The 15,957-nt window shown below is 57.7% G+C and carries 14 protein-coding genes; 12 read left to right on the top strand and 2 right to left on the bottom strand.

What is annotated here, in order from left to right; all coding sequences use genetic code 11:
* Positions 1–67 precede the first annotated feature (67 nt).
* The 5 genes from nudF to parE are packed head-to-tail and all read left to right on the top strand — an operon-like array spanning position 68 to position 4,476.
* Positions 68–700, top strand: a complete 633-nt coding sequence (nudF, locus tag ACQG11_RS05605) for an ADP-ribose diphosphatase (RefSeq protein WP_022649425.1) — start codon at positions 68–70, stop codon at positions 698–700.
* Positions 697–1,119 (top strand): DUF1249 family protein, encoded by a 423-nt coding sequence (locus ACQG11_RS05600; protein ID WP_003862516.1) that lies wholly within the window; start codon positions 697–699, stop codon positions 1,117–1,119. The genes nudF and ACQG11_RS05600 overlap by 4 nt, the downstream gene beginning before the upstream one ends.
* A 27-nt stretch (positions 1,120–1,146) precedes the next feature.
* On the top strand, positions 1,147–1,974 hold the full coding sequence (cpdA, locus tag ACQG11_RS05595) for a 3',5'-cyclic-AMP phosphodiesterase (protein ID WP_023298619.1): 828 nt from the start codon (positions 1,147–1,149) through the stop codon (positions 1,972–1,974).
* Positions 1,974–2,555 carry an esterase YqiA gene (gene yqiA / locus ACQG11_RS05590; RefSeq protein ID WP_023306967.1) on the top strand — a complete coding sequence of 194 codons (582 nt, stop codon included), beginning with the start codon at positions 1,974–1,976 and terminating at the stop codon, positions 2,553–2,555. The genes cpdA and yqiA overlap by 1 nt, the downstream gene beginning before the upstream one ends.
* A gap of 28 nt (positions 2,556–2,583) precedes the next feature.
* Positions 2,584–4,476: a DNA topoisomerase IV subunit B gene (gene parE / locus ACQG11_RS05585; protein ID WP_023306966.1), complete on the top strand. Its 1,893-nt coding sequence runs from the start codon at positions 2,584–2,586 to the stop codon at positions 4,474–4,476.
* Between the two features lie 126 nt (positions 4,477–4,602).
* Here the strand turns inward: parE and ACQG11_RS05580 are convergent, their stop codons facing one another.
* Entirely contained in the window at positions 4,603–6,732 is a 2,130-nt protein-coding gene (locus tag ACQG11_RS05580) for a TonB-dependent siderophore receptor (RefSeq protein ID WP_045307989.1), read from the bottom strand.
* A gap of 384 nt (positions 6,733–7,116) precedes the next feature.
* On the opposite strand from ACQG11_RS05580, the gene ACQG11_RS05575 reads away from it, so the two are divergent.
* Genes ACQG11_RS05575 through ACQG11_RS05555 form a run of 5 tightly spaced genes read left to right on the top strand, consistent with a single transcriptional unit; the run spans position 7,117 to position 11,787 of the window.
* Positions 7,117–7,929: an ABC transporter ATP-binding protein gene (locus ACQG11_RS05575; protein ID WP_023306964.1), complete on the top strand. Its 813-nt coding sequence runs from the start codon at positions 7,117–7,119 to the stop codon at positions 7,927–7,929.
* The gene (locus ACQG11_RS05570) at positions 7,926–8,909 is read left to right on the top strand and encodes a FecCD family ABC transporter permease (RefSeq protein WP_045307988.1); all 984 of its coding nucleotides are present in this window, start codon (positions 7,926–7,928) and stop codon (positions 8,907–8,909) included. The genes ACQG11_RS05575 and ACQG11_RS05570 overlap by 4 nt, the downstream gene beginning before the upstream one ends.
* The gene (locus ACQG11_RS05565; protein WP_426728233.1) at positions 8,906–9,955 is read left to right on the top strand and encodes a FecCD family ABC transporter permease; all 1,050 of its coding nucleotides are present in this window, start codon (positions 8,906–8,908) and stop codon (positions 9,953–9,955) included. Before ACQG11_RS05570 ends, ACQG11_RS05565 begins: the two co-directional genes overlap by 4 nt.
* A gap of 9 nt (positions 9,956–9,964) precedes the next feature.
* Positions 9,965–10,915 carry an iron-siderophore ABC transporter substrate-binding protein gene (locus tag ACQG11_RS05560; RefSeq protein WP_063163865.1) on the top strand — a complete coding sequence of 317 codons (951 nt, stop codon included), beginning with the start codon at positions 9,965–9,967 and terminating at the stop codon, positions 10,913–10,915.
* Complete coding sequence (locus ACQG11_RS05555) at positions 10,912–11,787, top strand: MurR/RpiR family transcriptional regulator (protein ID WP_015571883.1); 876 nt, start codon at positions 10,912–10,914, stop codon at positions 11,785–11,787. Before ACQG11_RS05560 ends, ACQG11_RS05555 begins: the two co-directional genes overlap by 4 nt.
* Positions 11,788–11,816: 29 nt before the next feature.
* On the opposite strand, the gene ACQG11_RS05550 is transcribed toward ACQG11_RS05555, so the two are convergent.
* On the bottom strand, positions 11,817–12,656 hold the full coding sequence (locus tag ACQG11_RS05550; RefSeq protein ID WP_126291779.1) for an AraC family transcriptional regulator: 840 nt from the start codon (positions 12,654–12,656) through the stop codon (positions 11,817–11,819).
* Between the two features lie 166 nt (positions 12,657–12,822).
* Between ACQG11_RS05550 and ACQG11_RS05545 the strand changes: the two genes are divergently transcribed.
* Positions 12,823–14,637, top strand: a complete 1,815-nt coding sequence (locus tag ACQG11_RS05545) for a DUF2264 domain-containing protein (protein ID WP_426728232.1) — start codon at positions 12,823–12,825, stop codon at positions 14,635–14,637.
* A 31-nt stretch (positions 14,638–14,668) separates the two neighbouring features.
* Positions 14,669–15,934, top strand: coding sequence for an oligosaccharide MFS transporter (locus ACQG11_RS05540; RefSeq protein ID WP_022649415.1), 1,266 nt, complete (start codon positions 14,669–14,671; stop codon positions 15,932–15,934).
* The last annotated feature ends 23 nt before the right edge of the window (positions 15,935–15,957 follow it).

The following is a 15,957-nucleotide window of genomic DNA, read 5'->3' as shown; positions in this document are numbered from 1 at the left end:
ATACAAACGGCAGCCAAACAGCCTTGAAATTCACAATTTCATCACCATTGCTACCAGGACTCGACCGATGCAAAAACCAGAAAACGTGCCTGTCACCTTCGCCAAAAACGATGTAGAAATTATTGCACGAGAAACGCTTTATAGCGGTTTTTTTTCAATGGAACTTTACCGTTTCAGGCATCGCCTGTTTAACGGTGAAATGAGCGGTGAAATCAAACGCGAAATTTTTGAGCGCGGGCATGCGGCAGTCTTGCTACCCTTTGACCCAGTGCGTGATGAAGTCGTGCTGGTCGAGCAGGTCCGTATTGCGGCGTATGATACCAGCGAAACGCCGTGGTTGCTGGAGATGGTGGCCGGGATGATCGAGGAGGGTGAGTCGGTCGAAGACGTCGCTCGCCGCGAGGCGCTGGAAGAGGCAGGCCTGGCGATCGGTCGGACGAAACCGGTGTTGAGCTACCTGGCAAGTCCGGGGGGAACAACGGAACGCTCATCTATTATGGTGGGCGAAGTGGACGCCACGACAGCGAAAGGGATCCACGGTCTGGCAGATGAAAACGAAGATATTCGGGTTCATGTGGTGAGTCGGGAGCAGGCTTACCAATGGGTAGAAGAGGGTTTAATCGACAACGCAGCGTCTGTCATCGCCTTGCAATGGCTGCAACTGCATCATCAGAATTTACGAAACGAGTGGAAAAAATGAAGCGCTATACACCTGACTTCCCAGAAATGATGCGCCTGTGCGAAACCAATTTCGCCCAGCTGCGCCGCCTGCTGCCGCGAAACGACGCGCCCGGCGAAACGGTAAGCTATCAGGTGAGCAACGCGCAGTATCGGTTAACGATAACAGAATCAACGCGCTACACTACGCTGGTGGAGATTGAGCAAACGGCGCCGAGCATCAGCTACTGGAGCCTGCCGTCAATGACGGTACGTCTTTATCATGATGCGATGGTCGCTGAAGTGTGTTCAAGCCAGCAGATCTTTCGCTTCAAAGCGCGGTATGATTATCCGAATAAAAAGTTGCATCAACGCGACGAAAAGCATCAAATTAACCAGTTTTTAGCCGACTGGCTAAGATATTGTTTAGCACATGGAGCAATGGCGATTCCGGTTTGTTAGCGTCATAAACCTACCTAAGGACACCATTTGGAAAGCCTGTTGAACCTGACTGTTGCTGGTGGGGCGCCAGTCAGGATATTACAAATCACCGACACCCACCTTTTTGCCGAAAAGCATGAGACGCTTCTGGGCGTGAACACCTGGGAGAGTTATCAGGCGGTTCTTGACGCGATCCATGCTGAAAAGCGGCCATGCGATCTGATCGTCGCGACAGGCGATCTGGCGCAGGATCAATCCTCCGCAGCCTATCAGCATTTCGCCGAAGGAATTGCGAGCTTTAGTGTGCCTTGCGTCTGGCTACCGGGCAATCACGATTTTCAGCCCGCCATGTACAGTTCGCTTCAGGAGGCGGGGATTTCGCCGGCAAAATGTGTCTTTACGGGGGACCAGTGGCAAATTCTGCTCCTCGACAGTCAGGTGTTTGGCGTTCCGCACGGTGAGTTGAGCGACTATCAGCTTGACTGGCTGGAGACAAAACTGGCCGCCGAACCGAATCGTAATACGCTGCTGTTACTGCATCATCATCCGCTGCCGGCGGGCTGTAGCTGGCTTGATCAGCACAGCTTACGCAACTCTGCGGCGCTGGATAGCGTGCTGGCGAAATTCCCGCGCGTGAAAAATTTGCTGTGTGGGCACATTCACCAGGAACAGGATCTCGACTGGAACGGTCGCCGCCTGCTCGCGACGCCGTCCACCTGCGTGCAGTTCAAGCCCCATTGCGCTAACTTCACGCTGGACACCATCGCACCGGGCTGGCGCTGGCTGGACCTGCATGCCGACGGCTCGCTGACCACCGAAGTGTGCCGTCTGGCTGGCGCGCAGTTCCGCCCGGATACCGCTTCAGAAGGCTATTGATGTCGACGCTCCTCTATCTGCACGGGTTCAACAGTTCTCCGCGTTCCGCAAAGGCGACGCAGTTTCGCCAGTGGCTGAGCGAACATCATCCGCACGTGGAGATGATTATTCCGCAGCTGCCCCCTTATCCGGCGGACGCGGCAGAAATGCTGGAATCGATTGTGCTTGAACACGGCGGCGAATCGTTTGGCGTTGTCGGCTCGTCCCTCGGCGGCTACTACGCCACCTGGCTGTCGCAATGCTTTATGTTGCCCGCTGTCGTCGTTAACCCGGCGGTCCGGCCATTTGAGCTGTTAAGGGACTTTCTTGGCGAAAACGAGAACCCCTACACCGGCCAACAATATGTGCTAGAGTCACGCCATATTTACGATCTCAAAGTTATGCAGGTCGACCCGCTTGAAGCGCCCGATCTTATCTGGCTGCTGCAACAGACGGGAGATGAAGTGCTGGATTACCGCCAGGCAGTGGCGTATTACGCATCCTGCCGCCAGACTGTAGAAGAGGGCGGAAACCATGCTTTCACGGGCTTTGAAGATCATTTCACCCAGATTGTCGATTTTCTTGGACTGCACAGCCACTGACAATCAATGCGAATTGCTAGCTTAAATCATGACGCAAACCTATAACGCTGATGCCATTGAGGTACTCACCGGGCTTGAGCCGGTTCGCCGCCGCCCGGGGATGTACACCGACACGACGCGCCCAAACCACCTGGGCCAGGAAGTAATTGATAACAGTGTGGACGAAGCGCTGGCAGGTCATGCCAAACGCGTGGACGTTATCCTGCACGCCGATCAGTCGCTGGAAGTCATCGACGATGGCCGCGGCATGCCGGTGGATATTCACCCGGAAGAGGGGGTTCCTGCCGTTGAGCTGATCCTCTGCCGTCTGCATGCGGGCGGTAAGTTCTCCAACAAAAACTACCAATTCTCTGGCGGCTTGCACGGCGTGGGGATCTCTGTGGTTAACGCCCTGTCAAAGCGCGTGGAAGTGAACGTCCGTCGCGACGGACAGGTGTATAACATCGCGTTTGAAAACGGCGAAAAAGTGCAGGATTTGCAGGTCGTCGGGACGTGCGGTAAACGCAACACCGGCACCAGCGTCCATTTCTGGCCTGACGAAAGCTTCTTCGACAGCCCACGCTTTTCTGTTTCCCGCCTGACGCACCTGCTGAAAGCCAAAGCGGTGCTGTGCCCAGGCGTAGAAATCACCTTTAAAGATCACGTTAACAACACCGAACAGAGCTGGCGCTACGAAAAGGGTCTGAACGACTACCTGTGCGAAGCGGTTAACGGCCTGCCGACCCTGCCGGAAAAACCGTTCGTCGGGAATTTCGAAGGTGATACCGAGGCGGTGGACTGGGCGCTGCTGTGGCTACCTGAAGGCGGTGAGCTGCTGACGGAAAGCTACGTCAACCTGATCCCAACGCTGCTCGGGGGGACGCACGTCAACGGCCTGCGTCAGGGTCTGCTGGATGCGATGCGCGAGTTCTGCGAATACCGCAACATTCTGCCGCGCGGCGTGAAGCTTTCCGCAGAAGATATCTGGGACCGCTGCGCCTACGTGCTTTCCGTGAAAATGCAGGATCCGCAGTTTGCCGGTCAGACTAAAGAGCGCCTGTCGTCACGCCAGTGTGCGGCGTTTGTTTCCGGCGTGGTGAAAGATGCGTTTACCCTGTGGCTGAACCAGAACGTTCAGGCCGCAGAAATGCTGGCTGAAATGGCGATCTCCAGCGCCCAGCGTCGTCTGCGCGCGGCGAAGAAAGTGGTGCGTAAAAAGCTGACCAGCGGCCCCGCGCTGCCGGGCAAGCTGGCGGACTGTACCGCGCAGGATCTCAACCGCACCGAGCTGTTCCTGGTGGAAGGGGACTCGGCGGGCGGATCGGCCAAGCAGGCGCGCGATCGTGAGTATCAGGCGATCATGCCGCTCAAGGGTAAGATCCTGAATACCTGGGAGGTCTCTTCTGATGAAGTGCTGGCCTCGCAGGAAGTACACGATATCTCGGTGGCGATCGGCATCGATCCGGACAGCGACGATCTGAGCCAGCTGCGCTACGGCAAGATCTGCATTCTCGCGGATGCGGACTCCGATGGTCTGCACATCGCCACGCTGCTGTGCGCGCTGTTCGTGAAGCACTTCCGCACGCTGGTGAAAAACGGTCACGTCCACGTGGCGCTGCCGCCGCTGTACCGTATCGACCTTGGCAAAGAAGTCTACTATGCGCTGACGGAAGAAGAGAAAGCGGGCGTGCTGGAACAGCTGAAGCGCAAGAAGGGCAAACCGAACGTGCAGCGCTTTAAAGGGCTGGGCGAGATGAACCCGATGCAGCTTCGCGAAACGACGTTGGATCCGAACACGCGCCGTCTGGTGCAGCTGACGATCAGCGACGAAGACGAACAGCAAACCAACGCCATGATGGATATGCTCCTTGCCAAGAAACGTTCGGAAGACCGACGTAACTGGCTGCAGGAGAAAGGCGATATGGCGGATATTGAGGCCTGATGCTGAAAAAGCCCTGCGATGCAGGGCTTTTTTTTGCCCGGTGGCGCTGCGCTTACCGGGCCTACGATCGATCCCCTCGCCCCTCTGGGGAGAGGGTTAGGGTGAGGGGAACGCCTCGCACTGACGTCAAAACTCCATCTTCACCGTAAACTGCACTTCACGCGGGTCGCCAATCTGGTTGGCCAGGTTATTGGTCGCAATCGACGACGTGTAGTAGGTCTTATCAAACAAATTCTTCACGTTCACCTGTAGCGTCAACGGATATTGCAGCTTCATTTTGTACGCCGCAAATGCATCCGCCACGAAATAGCCCGGCAGATAATAATCCGCACCGTTAGTCGCTGAACGACGGCTCACGCCGTGCCCGCCGCCGCCAATTGTCAGCGTATTCCCGGCAAACGCATTGTGAATATCGTACGTCAGGAACAGGGAGCCGGTATGGCGCGGCACGTTCGGCAGCGGTTTGCCCGCGTAGTCCGGGTCTTCCAGCACCTTCGCATCGGTATAGCCGTAGCTGGCGATAATGTTGGTGTTCTCGGTCAGCGATCCGGCGAGATCTACTTCGACACCCTGCGAGCGCACGCGGCCCGCGGTTTTGGCGACGGTTTCATCACCGATGCTCTCGGTGTACAGCACGTTGCGCTTGTGGATATCAAACAGCGCGATGTTGGCAGTAATGCCGTCGAACAGGTCGAATTTAGCGCCTATTTCATACGCGTTCGACGTTTCCGGCGGCAGGTCGCCGATGTAGCTCGCAATGGACGACTGCGGCATAAACGTCTGGGAATAGTTAGCAAACAGGGAGACTGCCGGCGTGAGCTTGTATACCAGGCCCAGCTTCGGCGTCCACTGGTCGTCGCGGCTGTCGGTGTTGACGTTAAACGGACGGCCTTTGCCCGCGTACTGGGTGTAATACTGGTAGCGCAGTCCGGCAACGGCGATCCATTTATCGGTCAGGTACAGCGCGTCCTGCGCGTAGGCGGAGTAGCTCTCCTGCTTGATGGTTTGATCGCTGTCGGATGCCGAGACGGTGGTGCACTTGCCGAGGCTGCCGTAGCTCGGGTTGTAAATATTGAAATCCTTAACGTTCTTACAACGGATCATGTCCGTACGCAGCAGATCGTAATTCTCATACGACACGCCGGTCAGGATCTCATTGTAAAAGCCCGCGATGTCCACGTTCCCCTGCAAATCTGCCCGCGTTGTGTGCATACGCTGGGTCGAACCCTGGGTCGCATCCACGCGGCGGGTCAGGTTGCCGGTTTTTGAATCGTAGGCCATCACGCGAGCCTGGTTATCGCTGTACTTATCCTGGCTGTAGCTGTAGTCGAACTTCGCGGTCCACTGGCTGTTAAGGCGATACTCCGCGTTAAGCTGAGCGAGGTCGGACTGACCGTCGGTCACGTTAAATGGCTCATCAAAGCGGGTTTTGCGATCGACGTCGACGGCCTTTTTGGTGTTGAGATCGAAGATCGTTCCGCGATCGAACGGCGTTTTATAGTCGCGATGCGAATAGAGCACGGTCACGGTGGCATCATCGCCGAACCAGGTCAAAGACGGGGCGATAAAGGTGCTGCGTTCGGTGCCGAAATTACGCCAGTAATCCTCGTCCTGATACTCCCCCGTCAGGCGATAGGCCAGACGCGTACCTTCAATCGGACCGGTGACGTCAAACTGTCCGGTACCGCCGCCAAAGCTGGTTGATGTGGCAGAAATCGAGCCGCCGAAGGTTTTCTCCGGGCGTTTGGTCACCACGTTAATCAGGCCGCCGGGGTCGAGAATACCGTAAAGGGTCGAGGCCGGGCCTTTTAGCACCTCCACGCGCTCGGTTGCGGCATTGAAGCTGCGCGGCAGCACGGTGCGCAGGCCGTTGGTCATGATCGAGCCGTCGCGGTTTGCGCCGAAGCCACGGCGCACGAAAGCATCCTGCGTGCCGCCCAGGGTGTTGGTCTGCACCACGTTGCTGACGTTATACAGCGCCTCGTCGAGCGTGGTCGCGTTTTGGTCTTCCAGCACTTTATCGCTGACGGTATTGACCACCTGCGGGATGTCCAGCATCGGCATGTTGGTCAGCGTGGCGGTGGAGGTGTTCAGGGGCTGATAGCCGCTGGTGGCGTCGGTGGAAGCGTAAGGGTCGGCAGTGACGGTAAGCGTCTCACCGTCTTTTGCTGCTGCGTGCACCAGAGGTGCCATGAACAGGAGTGAAAAGAGCGCGCGCCCTTTTACCCCGGCGAATGAAGGTGTGAACTTAGCCATTACATCTGTTTTCCCAAAATATCCTGCGATGAAATGCTCGCGGAAGAATGTGTGAGTCATTGCCCTTACGGTCTGTCCGTTAGCCTCTACGGCATCGGACTTGTAATTGAGAATCATTCAAGCATGAGGGGGTGTAGTAGTAAACGGAATAAATAAAAATTTCGCTACAGAGGTTTCTCTCTGGCTAATACGCGTTTATTTCTTGTTTAAGGTATTGAAAATAATTGATAAAAAAGAATTTTAATTTGTGCAGTGATGCTCAGTTATCCCTGGGGTTTACAGGGTATATCTTCGCTTGACTACTACATGGCGCGGCGGCAAACTCACAAAAGAGAATGAGTTTTATTTTTATTTGTTGGTTTTTTTTCTTACGTTGGCGTTCACGTGGCTCACTACATCAAAAAGCCGGGACTGGTTCTTGAGAACCTCTCCGCGGGTTACCAGAAAAAAATCATCGTTGATGATATCTCCCTTGCGATCCCCCAGCAGAAAATGACTGTTCTGGTGGGCGCAAACGGCTGTGGAAAATCGACGCTGTTAAGTACCCTCGCGCGACTGCTTCAGCCGCTCGGCGGCAGCGCGGTGCTGGACGGCAAAGCCATCCACTCGCAGCCAACCAAAGCGGTCGCCCGCCAGCTCGGGATCCTCCCGCAGTCTCCGCTGCTTCCAGAAGGGTTAACCGTATTTGAGCTGGTCTCGCGCGGACGTTTCCCCTGGCAGAACGTGATGCGCCAGTGGAGCGAAGAAGACGAGCGGGCCGTGGAGGAGGCGTTACGCCTGACCGGAACGGCAGAGTTTGCCCATCATCTGGTTGAAAGCCTGTCCGGCGGCCAGCGCCAGCGCTGCTGGATCGCCATGGTGCTGGCGCAGCAAACGCCCTACATCCTGCTGGATGAACCCACGACGTACCTCGATCTTCGCTACCAGGTAGAGATCCTCGAACTGCTGCACACGCTGACGCGCCGGCACGGGCGCACCGTGGTGGTGGTTCTGCACGATCTCAACTTCGCCGTGAACTACGGTGATTCGCTGGTCTTTTTACGTCAGGGAAAGGTTGAGGGGGTACTGCATGAGGGCGACGCCTGCACGCCGGAGCTGATCAAAGCGGTGTTTGATGTCGACGTGCATATGTCGGTTAACCCGTTGACCGGCAAGCCGTTCTTTATGCCGTTCCGTCAGGCTGTCGACAAACCATGATGCGCACGTCTGTGGCCTTTATTCTCTTTACGCTGCTGCTTCTGGCAGGCGCGATTGCGCACCTGAGCATCGGGGCGCGCGTTATCGCCCCCCGGACGGTAGTAGACGCATTTTTCCACTTCGACCCGCGCAATTTTGAGCATAGCGTGATCGTCAGGCTGCGCTTGATGCGACTGTGCGCCGCCCTGGTGACGGGCGCGGCGCTCGGCGTCGCGGGCGTGCTGCTGCAGTCAGTGATCCGCAACCCGCTCGGCGAGCCGCATATCCTGGGGCTAAATGCAGGGGCGGCGCTGGCGGTGGTGCTGACGAGTGCCCTCGGGCTGTCGCTGCCGTTTGGCCGCCCTCTGATAGCCGCAGCCGGCGCCGCCGCGCTCTTTTTGCTGGTGCTAACGTTCTCCTCATCCGGGCGTACCGGTCTCACGCCGATGAAAGTCACGCTGTGCGGCGTGGCGATGTCGGCATTTGCCTCATCGATAACCGCCACGGTGTTGATTCTGGATGAACAGACGCTGCTGGCCATGCGGACCTGGCTTGCGGGGGATGTGGCGGGAGTCATCGGCGAGACGACCGCTAGCGCCGCGGGGGCCGCTGCCGTGGGTTTTGCGCTGGCGCTCTGGCTGTCGCCGTCGCTGAACATGCTGGCGCTGGGGGACAGAATGGCGCAGGGGCTTGGCGTGTCGCTGATGAAAACGCGCCTGCTCGCGCTGCTGGCCATCGCCCTGCTGTGCGGCGCGGCGGTTTCAGTTGCCGGACCGATCGGGTTTATCGGACTCGTGGTGCCGCAGCTGATTCGCCGTCTGGTATCGGTGGACCTGCGCGTGATGGTGCCGCTCTCAGCCCTGTGCGGGGCGCTGGTTCTGCTGATGGCGGATATCGCCGCCCGCACGCTGTTTACGCCGTATGAGCTGGCAACCGGCGTGATGACTGCGCTGGTCGGCGCGCCGGTCTTTATCCTTATGGCGTCAAGGATGTTCAAATGAACCGGGCTGGATTGAGGGCAGTACGATTTTCCTCCTTCTCGGCGCTGGTTCGCCCGAGGGCGCTGCTGTATCTGACCGTTTTAACCCTTGCCGTTTTACTGCTGCTAAGTTTTGGCCTGACGCACGGCTCGCTGCCCATTCCTGCTTCCGCCATCGGACGTGCGCTGTTTTATCCTGAACGTCTGACGGCGGATGCGCATTACATTGTGATGGATATCCGCCTGCCGCGCCTGCCGCGCCTGCTGATGGCGGTGCTGTGCGGCGCGATGCTCGGCATGGCGGGGGCGGCCATGCAGTCCATTACCCGCAACGGCCTTGCTGACCCCGGACTTATCGGCGTGAAAGAGGGCTGTAGCGCGGCGGTGCTGCTGCTGATTTTTCAGTTTCCGGGATTGGGGCCGTACTGGCGTCCACTTATCGGCATGGCCGGTGGGCTGCTGACCGCGCTGCTGGTAGTGGCGCTGGCGCGTGATATCTCGCGCCCGCGATTCATCCTGATCGGCATCGGCGTGTCATGGGCGTTTGCCGCCGCGATGGGGGTCTTTATGACGACCGCCGACGTGCGCGACGTCCAGACGGCGATGCTGTGGCTGGCGGGGAGTCTGCATGCGGCAAGCTGGACGCTGGTCAGCATCGCTGCTGCCTGGACAGTGCCGGCGTTTGCGCTGCTGCTCTTTACCGCGCGCGCCGCAGACGTAGCCTTGCTCGGCAACCACATTGCGACGGGGCTGGGCGTGCGGACTTCACGCCTCGCGCTGCTGCGCGTGTTTGCCCCCGTGGTGCTCACCGCGGCCTGCGTCTCCTGCGTGGGGAGTATCGGCTTTGTCGGGCTGATTGCCCCGCACATGGCGCGCCTGCTGCTGCGCGGAGGGCAAACGGCACTGCTGACGGGAAGTGCCGTACTGGGCGCGCTGCTGGTGCTGCTGGCGGATAACGTCGGGCGGCTGGCATTTCTCCCGTTGCAGCTGCCGGCGGGAATTGTCATTTCACTGATTGGCGGACCGTTTTTCCTGCTGCTGCTCTGGCAGCGTCGGGATCGATTTTAGGGGATAGAAATGCGCGTATTTTTTGCAATGCTGGTGCTGGTGGGTTTTGCTGCAGGAGCCGCAGAGCCAACGCAGACGTTTACTGACGACCTGAACCGCAAAGTGGTGGTGCCGGTTAACCCGAAGCGGATTGTGTCCCTGCACGACCTGGATATCACCATTCCGCTGATCGAGCTTGGCGTACCGCCGGTTGCCAGCCATGGCCGTACCCGACCGGACGGCAGCCATTTTCTGCGCTCCAGCGGCATGCTGACGGGCATCGATTTTGATAATTCCGACATCACATTCATCGGCACCGCCGATATCGATATTGAAGCCATCGCCGCGGCGAAGCCGGATCTTATCATCACCGAGCCGACCCGCAACACGCCGGTCGAACAGCTGGAAAAAATTGCCCCGACGGTGAGTATCGATCACCTCGACGGCGGCGCGCCGGAGATCTACCGCAAGCTGGCGCAGCTTACCGGGACAGAGACGCGGCTGAAGATTCTGGAGCGTCGCTATCAGGAGCAGATCGAGGCGCTAAAGGCGACCATCGATACGAGCAAACTGACCGTCTCGGTGATTCAGGCCAATCAGGGCAAAATCAACGCCATGCACAGCTACCACTCGCTTGGGCGCGTGCTGCGCGACGCAGGGTTCAGGTTCCCGCCGCTGATTGAGAGCATCCCGGAGGGCGGGCGCATCGACGTCAGCGCCGAGCGCCTGCCGGAGCTGGATGCTGATTTTGTCTTTGCAACCTGGCGCGGGGACACCGGCGGAAAACCGCAGGACGAGCTGGCGGCGATGGATGCGGTGATGCCGGGCTGGTGTCAGTTTCTCAACGCCTGCCGAACCGGGCATTACGTGCTCATCTCCCGCGAGGAAGCGATCTCAAATTCATTTGCCTCGCTGGGGCTGATGGCCGCGCAGGTGCAGTCGCAGATAGCGGGCCGTCCGCTGCCGGAGGCCGCACGATGATCCGAAAAATTGATGTCTACGGCGACCGCCTCCGCTCGCGGGCGCACCAGCTGACGCCGCGCCTGCTGCAGGTGGCGAGCTATATCAATGAAAATCGTGAAGCGGTTATGGAGCAGACGGCAATGGAGATTGCCGCTGTGCTACACACCTCGGACGCCACCGTGGTGCGTGCCATTCAGGCGCTTGGGTTTGGCGGGCTGCGGGATCTCAAGCAGACCCTGGAGCAGTGGTTTGGCCCGGTGGTCACCTCCAGCGAGAAGATGTCCACGACGGTAAACACGCTTACCAGCGACGTCGACGCGAGCATCGATTTTGTGCTGGAAGGCCATCAACACACCTGCGCGGTGTTGTCCGAACCGGGCAACCGCTACGCGATGGCGCAGGCGGTGTCGCTGCTGGCGCAGGCGAGACAGGTCGCTATTTTTGGCATTGGCGCATCCGGCATTCTGGCTGAGTACACCTCGCGACTGTTTAGCCGTATAGGCCTGCCTGCGATCCCGCTCAACCGCACCGGTATTGGCCTCGCCGAACAGCTGATTGCCCTACAGCGCGGTGACGTGCTGGTAATGATGGCGCAAAAATCCGCGCACCGGGAGGGACAGACCACGCTGCGCGAAGCGAAGCGCCTGGGTATTCCCACCATTTTGCTGACCAACGCCACGGACTCGCGCTTTAGCAAAGAGGCAAGCGTAGTGATCCACGTCCCGCGCGGCGGCGAGAAGGGCAAAATCCCGCTGCACGGCACGGTGCTGCTGTGCCTGGAGATGATTATTCTGTCCGTCGCCTCCACCGAGCCGCAGCGCACCATCAAGTCGATGAAGCGCATCAACGAGTTACACCGCGGATTAAAGCCGGGCAAGAAGAGCGGTTGATTTTCCCCCTCTCCCCGTGGGTGAGGGCGTCAAACCGCACGATGGTTCTTCCTGTACTGCAGCGGCGTCTCGCCAATCCCTTTTTTAAACGCGCTGATAAACCACGTCACGTCGGAAAAACCCGTCTGTGCGGCAATGTCACGCACGCTCGAATCAGTGTGGAGTAAACACTCACACGCCTTACGCAACCTTAGCGTATTCAGGTAGTCGTGAATTTTTTCGCCCGTTTCCGCATGGAATTTTCGCGATACGTAGCTGCGGGATTTTCCCAGCTCATTGGCCAGCGCATCCAGACGAAATTTCTCCTGATAATGCTCGTCGAGCCAAAACATCACCTGGCTGGCGATCCCCTGGCTGTTTCCCGGCTCGCCGTCGCGATCGTCGGGCAGCATCGCGAACAGGCCGATCAGCAGGCTGGCGATGATCTCGCCGTTCATCGGCGGTTTATAGCAGCTAAACAGATGGTCGATATGGTGATGGAAGTGAGCTAAATCGGCGACCCACGCTTCGCCGCCACGGCGTGACAGCCGCTCCAGACGCTGCCGGGTCTGGGGAAAATCCCGCAGGATCTTCAGCACCGCGTGCTGGTCGAGATGAATAATGGTGCGGCGGTAAATTGCCTCCGCCTGTTCGTCCACCATGACCTTGTGCAGCGTAAAAGGCGGGAAGAAAAACAGCCGTCCGGGGCGCATGGTGTAGTGACGATTATCGACAATCGCCACGCCAAAGCCCTCTTCCACATAGAGGATCTCCAGACACTGGTGCCAGTGATGGTAGCGCACGGTATTGGCAAACAGGCGGCTGAACGAGGCCACGGTATCGTTCAGGGCGATCAGTTCCAGAAGATCGGATGTCGGCGTGTCGCGCATAGTGCAATAAAACTCAACTTTTTCCCGTCTGACCGTCTTTATAAACCACCTTTTTAAATTTTCTCAACTGGAGGTTTATTCATCGTTCATGCCTGTGACACGGCTAACATTTCTGCCCCTTGCGGATTCACTATGCTTTGCCGCAGTTGATTACGAGGGCGAACCGATGTGGGCGGCAAACAAAGAAAAATCAAATCCGTTGTCTTCACGCCAGGATGTAGTGGCGTCGTTGAATGCACTTTTACAGGCGCTGGACACGCAATTTCCGGCGAACCGTTCACGATTCTCGCTGGGTGATACCTGCGCCCATTACACAGCGGATATTGCGCAGATGGAGGGACTTTCCCGCGCGCTGTGGGGGCTGTTTCCGCTGATGGCATCCGGCGAAAGCACGCCGTTCAGCGAGAAGTACCTTACTGCCATTAAGCTTGGTACCGACCCGCAAAGCACCGGCTACTGGGGTGAAACCGGCCCGTACGATCAGCGTCTGGTAGAGATGGCGGCCTACGGTCTGGGGCTCGCTCTGCTGGGAGATAAACTCACCGCGCACTTTACCGGGCGCGAGGTGATGAACCTGCACGCGTGGCTCAACCAAATCACCGACGCGCAGATGCCGGACAGCAACTGGAACTATTTTGCCATTATGGTCCAGCTCGGCTTTAAGCGCGCCGGCCTGCCGTACGATCAGGCCGCCATTGACCACCGCTTTGCGCTGATGGATGCCTACTATCTCGGCGACGGCTGGTACTCCGACGGTCCCGGCCGCCCGAAAGACTATTACATCTCCATGGCTTTCCATTTTTACGGCCTGATTTACGCCACCCTGAGTGACGACGAGGCGAGGGCGAAGGTGCTGCGCGAGCGCTCGCGTCTGTTCGCGGAAGACTTTATCTACTGGTCCGCCGCCGATGGTGCCTCGGTGCCGTTTGGCCGCAGCCTGACCTACCGCTTTGCCATGGTTGCCTTCTGGAGCGCGGTGGCTTTTTCTCAGCTGGACGTCTTCACCCCGGGTATCTTGAAGGGCATTGTGCTGCGGCATCTGCGCTGGTGGCAGCAGCAGTCGATTGTCGATCGCGACGGTATTCTTACCCTGGGGTTTGCGTATCCGAACCTGGCGATGTGCGAGGATTACAACTCCCCCGGTTCACCGTACTGGGCGCTGAAAACCTATCTGATCCTGGCGCTGCCGGAAGCACACCCGTTCTGGCAGGCGGAAGAACAACCGCTGCCCGCGCTTGCTGAAAAACATGTGATCCCGCATGCGCAGCAGATCCTGATGCATTCGAAAGCTTCGCAGCACGTCGTCATGCTCACGGCTGGTCAGCTGGAGCTGAATAACTACGTTAACACCGAAGCGAAATACACCAAATTTGCCTACTCCAGCCGCTTCGGATTCACCATTGAGCGCGGGCGTTTTGGCCTGAAGCATGCCGCCTGCGATTCCATGCTGCTGCTGGCGGACGAAGATGACTATTTCCGCGGTCGTCGCGAGTGCGAAGAGGTTCGGGTGGATGAACATTACATTTTCTCGCGCTGGTCGCCGTGGCGCGACGTGCAGATTGCGACCTGGCAGATCCCGTTCGGGGAGTGGCACCTGCGCCTGCACCGTATCAACAGCGCGCGCACTCTGCAAACCGTCGAGGGCGGCTTTGCGGTGATGAAAACCGCCCACCAGGTGCGCGATCGCGGTTGTTATCTGATGGCTGAAAACGGCAGCAGCGTCATTGTCGATCTTTCGCCGGTCATTCACCGCCAGCCAGACAGCATCGTCACGCCGCCGAACAGCAGCATTATGTTTGCGGAGTGCGCTTCCATTCCGTTGTTAAAGGCCGACCTCCCGCAAGGGGAAAGCTGGCTCTGTTGCGCCGTTCTGGCTGGCGGAAAACAGCCCGTTGCGGCGACGCCGCAGCTGAATATAACCCATAGCCGGGTCGTCATTAGCGAACCCGGAAGCGAACGTAAGCTGTCGTTCACATTATAAAAATCTGGCCCTACACGTCGGCGAGGATGATATGAAAAGCACATCGACAACTAACAGAACTGAATATTACAAAATCAGTAGCTTTATCTTTCTCTATTTCTTTACCTGGTCTGCCAGTATTGGACTGCTGGCGATCTGGCTTGGCCAGAAAGCCAATCTCAGCGGCTCGGTGATTGGAACCGTTTTTGCGGTGAACGGGATATTCTCCGTTATTCTTAAACCGATCTACGGCTATATTCTCGATAAGATCGGCATGAGCAAATACCTGCTCTATTTTGTGGTGATCATGTCGGCCCTGATGGCGCCGTTCTTTATTTACGTATACCAGCCGCTGTTAATGTCTAATACCCTGCTGGGGATTATTATCGGTGCGCTCTATTTAAGCTTTGCCTGGTACGCGGGTGTGGCGGCGTGCGAATCGTATTCCGACCGCTTTAGCCGCTTAAACGGCATGGAGTTCGGGCAAATTCGCATGTGGGGTTCGCTCGGCTGGGCGGTGGCATCGTCCTTCTCCGGCCTGCTGTTTAACCTCTCACCGGCGTATAACTTTATTCTCGGCAGCGTGGCGTCGGTGGTGATGCTGATCGTCCTGCTGAGCCTGAAAGTGAACACTAACTCCATTCACGCGGGCGAGGTGCTGACGAAAGAGAAAATCGCCCCGTCAGACGTTTACGCCCTGCTGCGAAACCGCAAATTCTGGGCCTTCTGCCTGTACGTGGCGGGCGTGGCGTGGATGATGTTTATCGCCGAGCAACAGTTCTCGCGCTATTTCGTCACCTTCTTCGATGATATTCATGAGGGCAACGCGGTATTCGGTTATCTCGGGACCGTGCAGTCGGGCATGGAATTTGTCATGTATATGGTGGTCCCGCTGTTTGTGAACTTTATTGGCGCCAAACGCGGGCTATTAATTGTCGGGCTGGTGGTCGGGGCGCGTCTGATTATTTCCGGCATGTGTGATTCTCACCTGTTAATTTCAGTGCTTAAGCCGCTGTACGGTCTGGAAATTTGTCTCCTGCTGGTGTCGGTATTTAAATATATCGCCGAGCATTTCGACAAGCGCGTCAATGCCACCATGTATTTACTCGGCTATCAGGCAATGCTCTACGTTGGCAACGTGGTGGTCTCTTCCCCTGCCGGCTATATGTATGACCGTATTGGCTTTGAGCACACCTATATCATCATGGGCGCAACGGCGCTGACCTTTACCCTTATTTCTGCTTTTACGTTATCCGCCTGTCAGAGCAAATGGCGCGGGGCTCGTGCGCTGAACGTAGCAGAAACGTCAACACGATAAATTACGCCGTCAAAGAAGGAACC

The sequence above is a fragment of the Enterobacter cloacae complex sp. 372C4 genome (assembly GCF_050030615.1).
In the GTDB taxonomy this organism is placed as follows: Bacteria; Pseudomonadota; Gammaproteobacteria; order Enterobacterales; family Enterobacteriaceae; genus Enterobacter; species Enterobacter intestinihominis.
The sequence above is the reverse complement of the archived record's forward strand: the minus strand, read 5'-3'. Positions and strand labels throughout refer to the sequence as shown.

Excerpts from the sequence above, each read along its gene's own strand:
- nudF (WP_022649425.1), top strand. The coding sequence starts at position 68 with ATGCAAAAACCAGAAAACGTGCCTGTCACCTTCGCCAAAAACGATGTA.
- ACQG11_RS05600 (WP_003862516.1), top strand. The coding sequence starts at position 697 with ATGAAGCGCTATACACCTGACTTCCCAGAAATGATGCGCCTGTGCGAA.
- yqiA (WP_023306967.1), top strand. The coding sequence starts at position 1,974 with ATGTCGACGCTCCTCTATCTGCACGGGTTCAACAGTTCTCCGCGTTCC.
- parE (WP_023306966.1), top strand. The coding sequence starts at position 2,584 with ATGACGCAAACCTATAACGCTGATGCCATTGAGGTACTCACCGGGCTT.
- ACQG11_RS05580 (WP_045307989.1), bottom strand. The coding sequence starts at position 6,732 with ATGGCTAAGTTCACACCTTCATTCGCCGGGGTAAAAGGGCGCGCGCTC.
- ACQG11_RS05570 (WP_045307988.1), top strand. The coding sequence starts at position 7,926 with ATGATGCGCACGTCTGTGGCCTTTATTCTCTTTACGCTGCTGCTTCTG.
- ACQG11_RS05565 (WP_426728233.1), top strand. The coding sequence starts at position 8,906 with ATGAACCGGGCTGGATTGAGGGCAGTACGATTTTCCTCCTTCTCGGCG.
- ACQG11_RS05560 (WP_063163865.1), top strand. The coding sequence starts at position 9,965 with ATGCGCGTATTTTTTGCAATGCTGGTGCTGGTGGGTTTTGCTGCAGGA.
- ACQG11_RS05555 (WP_015571883.1), top strand. The coding sequence starts at position 10,912 with ATGATCCGAAAAATTGATGTCTACGGCGACCGCCTCCGCTCGCGGGCG.
- ACQG11_RS05550 (WP_126291779.1), bottom strand. The coding sequence starts at position 12,656 with ATGCGCGACACGCCGACATCCGATCTTCTGGAACTGATCGCCCTGAAC.
- ACQG11_RS05545 (WP_426728232.1), top strand. The coding sequence starts at position 12,823 with ATGTGGGCGGCAAACAAAGAAAAATCAAATCCGTTGTCTTCACGCCAG.
- ACQG11_RS05540 (WP_022649415.1), top strand. The coding sequence starts at position 14,669 with ATGAAAAGCACATCGACAACTAACAGAACTGAATATTACAAAATCAGT.